Genomic DNA, 4,088 nt, shown 5'->3' with positions numbered 1-4,088 from the left:
TTTGCTGAGCACAGCGTCCCGCGCGGGGCTGGTTGCCCAGCAGAGCCCAACCACCCGACTCCGCCGGGACCTCCGGCCCGGGCCTGGCGGGACCTCCGGCACCCAACGGCGCCGCCGTCATCGCCGGGGACGGCGGCGACTCAGACCGCGCGCGGGCCGGGCCAGGCCGGAGCGCCGAGTTCGCGTGAGATCGCCCGCGCCGTCTCGCGCAGCGCCTCGCGCACCGGCGCCTCGACCGGCCATGCGGTCGCCGGTACGACGACCGCGATCGCCCCCACGACCCCGTCGAAGGCGTCGAAGATCGGGCTGGCCAGGGCGCACTCGCCCAGCACGGCCTCCTCCGCCTCGCTCGCCACGCCCGTCGCGGCAGTGTCGTCCCACTGGGCCTCCAGCGCCGCGAGGTCGGTGAGCGTCTCACCGGTCATGCTGCGCAGGGGCGCGGCCTCGCCGACCGTTTTCTGCGCCTCGGCGCTGAATGCGGCGATCGCCTTGCCGAGCGCGCTGGCGTGGGCGGGGATCACGATGCCGACCTCGGGCATCTGCCGGCTACCGTCCGGCCGGGGCTCGTGGTGGATGATCACGACCTCGTCGACGAGCAGCACCCCCGTGCGCACGGCGAAGCCGGTGCGCCGTGCGAGTTCTCCCGCCCAGGGCGCGGTGCGCGAGCGCAGCTCAAGGGTGTCGAGGTAGACGTTGCCGAGCAGCAGCACGCGTGGGCCGAGCATGTAGCGGCTGGAGCCGCGCTCCTGCACGACCATGCCGTGCCCGACGAGCGTCTTGACGATGCCGTGCACGGTCGAGGCGGGCAGGCCGAGGGCGGCGGCGAGTTCGGAGAGCGCCATGCGGCGGCTGCCCTGCAGGGCGGTCAGCACGCGCACGGCCCGGTCGACCGACTGGATCACCACGCCCCCTCGAATGTGCGCGGCGAGCCCGCGTAGCTCAATTGTGCCCATAGTGCGGTGCGGCATGCCGAAGACCCTGCGAGAACCACGAACTCACCCCTTGTCATCGCCCACTCCGCGGCGTAACGTCCGTCACACGTTCGACATTATCGAATGCCAGTCGGCATCATCGCAAACTTTTCGTGTGACGAGAGTCTACTCGCGCGACACGAACGGACTGGAGCGAGACCGCCGACCAGCCCGGCCGGGCGTGCCGAGCCGGGTCGGCGGGGCGGTCGTTCGATCGCTCCGCCGGTGTCATCGTCGATACCAAGGAGGCAGGCATGGCGGACGAACCCACCATGACCCAGAAACTTCTCACAGAGGTCGTCGGCACAGCGTTCCTCGTCTTCATCGGTGTGGGCTCGGTGCCCGCAACCCTCATGGTCAACGGCACGGCGCCGTTCACGATGGCCGACCTCGGGATGATCTCGTTCGCCTTCGCCACGATCGTCGTCGCGACCGTCTACGCCTTCGGTCACATCAGCGGCAACCACATCAACCCCGCGGTCACCATCGGCCTGGCCGTGACGAAGAAGTTCCCCTGGAGCCAGGTACCCGCCTACCTGGGCGCACAGCTTCTCGGTGCGATCATCGGCGCCGCGGCGATCCTCGGCGTGCTCGGCCAGAAGGCCAGCGACGTCGGTCTCGGTGTCGCGTCCTACTCCGGGATCTCAGCCGCGCAGGCCTTCACGGCCGAGTTCGTGGGCACGTTCATCCTCGTACTGACGGTCTTCGGCGTGATCCACCGCAAGGCCGCGCCCGGCTTTGCCGGCGTGGCGATCGGCCTGGTCGTCTTCGCCGCGATCATTCCGGTAGCCCCCGCGACCGGCGCGGCGATCAATCCCGCACGCACCTTCGGCCCCATGCTCGTGCAGGAACTGGCCGGCGGCACGGTGCACTGGAACCAGCTACCCGTCTATCTGACCGCGGAACTGCTCGCCGGTGCTCTCGCCGGCCTGCTCTACGGCGTCATGAGCCGCACCCCCGCGGACCGCGTCGTCGCCCCTTCCGACGAGCGCATCGCCGCCTGACCGCCGAGGAGAGCCCCGTGAAGAAGATCATCAACGACCCGTCCGCGGTCGTCGCCGATGCGCTCAAGGGTGTCGAGGCTGCCCACCCGGAGCTCAAGGTCGACCACCAGCACAAGGTGATCTACCGTGCCGACACTCCGCGCGGCGGCAAGGTCGGCATCATCTCCGGCGGCGGCTCCGGTCACGAGCCGCTGCACGGCGGGTTCGTCGGCCTCGGCATGCTCGACGCCGCCTGCGCCGGGGAGGTCTTCACCTCCCCGGTACCCGACCAGATGGTCGCGGCCACCAAGCTCGTCGACGGCGGCGCCGGCGTGCTGCACGTGGTGAAGAACTACACCGGTGACGTGATGAACTTCGAGATGGCCGCCGAGCTGGCTGCCGCGGAGACCGGCGTGGAGGTCATATCCGTCGTCACCGACGACGACGTCGCGGTGCAGGACAGCACCTGGACGGCAGGCCGCCGCGGTGTCGGCGCGACCGTACTGCTGGAGAAGATCGCGGGCGCGGCGGCCGAGCAGGGCCGCAGCCTCGCCGAGGTCGCCGACGTCGCCCGCAAGGTCAACGCCAACGGCCGCAGTATGGGCGCGGCGCTGACCAGCTGCACCGTGCCCGCGGTGGGTCACCCGACCTTCGATCTCGGCGACGACGAGTTCGAGTTCGGCGTGGGCATCCACGGCGAGCCCGGACGGCAGCGCCTGAAGCTCGTGGGAGCCAAAGAACTCGCCGAGCTGCTCGTCGAGCCGATCCTGGCCGACCTGCCGTTCGCCTCCGGCGACGCCGTCGTCGCCTTCGTCAACGGCTTGGGCGGCACGCCGCTGATCGAGCTGTACGTGCTCTACGGCGAGGTCGCGCGCATCCTGGCAGCACACGGCGTCACGGTGGCGCGCTCGCTCGTCGGGCCGTTCATCACCTCCCTTGACATGGCTGGGGCGAGCGTGACGCTGCTGAAGGTGGACGACGAACTGCTCGGCCTGTGGGACGCCCCGGTGCGCACCCCGGCCCTGAGGTGGGGAATCTGAGATGACGAACCGCGTGACTGTGGCGGCGCTCGATGCATGGCTGCGGGCTTTCGCCGGGCTCGTCGCCGAGCATGAGGACGAGCTCAGCCGGCTCGACGCCGCGATCGGCGACGCCGACCACGGGGCGAACATGAACCGTGGCTTGACCGCCGCCACGGCCGCGCTTGACGCGTTGGCCGCAGGCGAACCCCCGCCTGCGGCCGGCGCTGTCCTGAGCAGGGTCGGTATGACCCTGATCTCCACCGTCGGCGGCGCCTCCGGTCCGCTGTTCGGCACCTTCTTCCTGCGCATGGGCACCACGCTGGGCGACCACGAGACACCGACGGTCGAGACCCTCGCAGCAGCGCTGCGCGCCGGTCTGGCCGGCGTCGTCCAGCGCGGCAAGGCCGAGGTGGGAGACAAGACGATGTACGACGCCCTGGCCCCCGCCGTGGAGGCCTTCGAGGCTGCGCTCGCCGCCGGGGAGCCCCTGGCCGGCGCGCTCGCCGCGGCGAGCAAGGCCGCCGATGACGGCTGCACCGCGACCATTCCGCTCGTCGCCCGCAAGGGCCGGGCCAGCTACCTCGGTGAGCGTAGCGTCGGTCACCAGGACCCCGGCGCCACGACCGTGGGCCTGTTCTTCCGCGCCGCACTCGACGCCGGCATCGACGCAGCGGCTGCCGGCCGGGAGGCCGGGTGAGCAGCGTCGGCATCGTTGTCGTCTCGCACAGCCGGTCCCTGGCCCAGGCCGCCGTCGACCTGGCGGCCCAGATGCTGGTCGGGCGCAGCCTGCGCCTGGCGGTCGCGGCGGGCCTCGACGCGACCACCCTCGGCACCGACGCTCTGCAGATCAAGGCCGCCATGGAACAGGTGGACGGCCCCGGCGGCGTCGTCGTCCTGATGGACCTCGGCAGCGCCATCCTGAGCACGGAGCTCGCCCTGGACCTGCTCGACGACCCCACCGGACGGGACCGGATCACCCTCTCGTCCGCCCCGCTCGTCGAGGGGCTCGTCGCAGCGGCGGTCGCCGCCGCCGGCGGCGCCTCACGCGCCGACGTCGCGGCCGAGGCGGCCGCCGCGCTGCAGGCGAAGCAGCAGCACCTCGGCAGGCCGGA

The 4,088-nt window shown here is 71.6% G+C and carries 5 protein-coding genes; 4 read left to right on the top strand and 1 reads right to left on the bottom strand.

All coding sequences use genetic code 11. The features are described from left to right. Positions 1–140 precede the first annotated feature (140 nt). The gene (locus tag ABZS66_RS60935; RefSeq protein ID WP_354774036.1) at positions 141–968 is read right to left on the bottom strand and encodes an IclR family transcriptional regulator; all 828 of its coding nucleotides are present in this window, start codon (positions 966–968) and stop codon (positions 141–143) included. Between the two features lie 257 nt (positions 969–1,225). On the opposite strand from ABZS66_RS60935, the gene ABZS66_RS60930 reads away from it, so the two are divergent. The 4 genes from ABZS66_RS60930 to dhaM all read left to right on the top strand — a co-directional run. Continuing rightward, positions 1,226–1,975, top strand: a complete 750-nt coding sequence (locus ABZS66_RS60930) for an aquaporin (protein WP_354774034.1) — start codon at positions 1,226–1,228, stop codon at positions 1,973–1,975. A gap of 17 nt (positions 1,976–1,992) precedes the next feature. After that, positions 1,993–2,994, top strand: a complete 1,002-nt coding sequence (dhaK, locus tag ABZS66_RS60925) for a dihydroxyacetone kinase subunit DhaK (protein WP_354774032.1) — start codon at positions 1,993–1,995, stop codon at positions 2,992–2,994. Between the two features lies 1 nt (position 2,995). Continuing rightward, positions 2,996–3,673 (top strand): dihydroxyacetone kinase subunit DhaL, encoded by a 678-nt coding sequence (gene dhaL, locus ABZS66_RS60920; RefSeq protein ID WP_354774030.1) that lies wholly within the window; start codon positions 2,996–2,998, stop codon positions 3,671–3,673. Next, positions 3,670–4,088: dihydroxyacetone kinase phosphoryl donor subunit DhaM (gene dhaM / locus ABZS66_RS60915; protein WP_354774028.1), on the top strand; the 419-nt coding region annotated here is incomplete at its 3' end. The genes dhaL and dhaM, both read left to right, overlap by 4 nt.

Source organism: Dactylosporangium sp. NPDC005572 (assembly GCF_040605515.1).
Lineage (GTDB): Bacteria > Actinomycetota > Actinomycetes > Mycobacteriales > Micromonosporaceae > Dactylosporangium.
The sequence above is the reverse complement of the archived record's forward strand: the minus strand, read 5'-3'. Positions and strand labels throughout refer to the sequence as shown.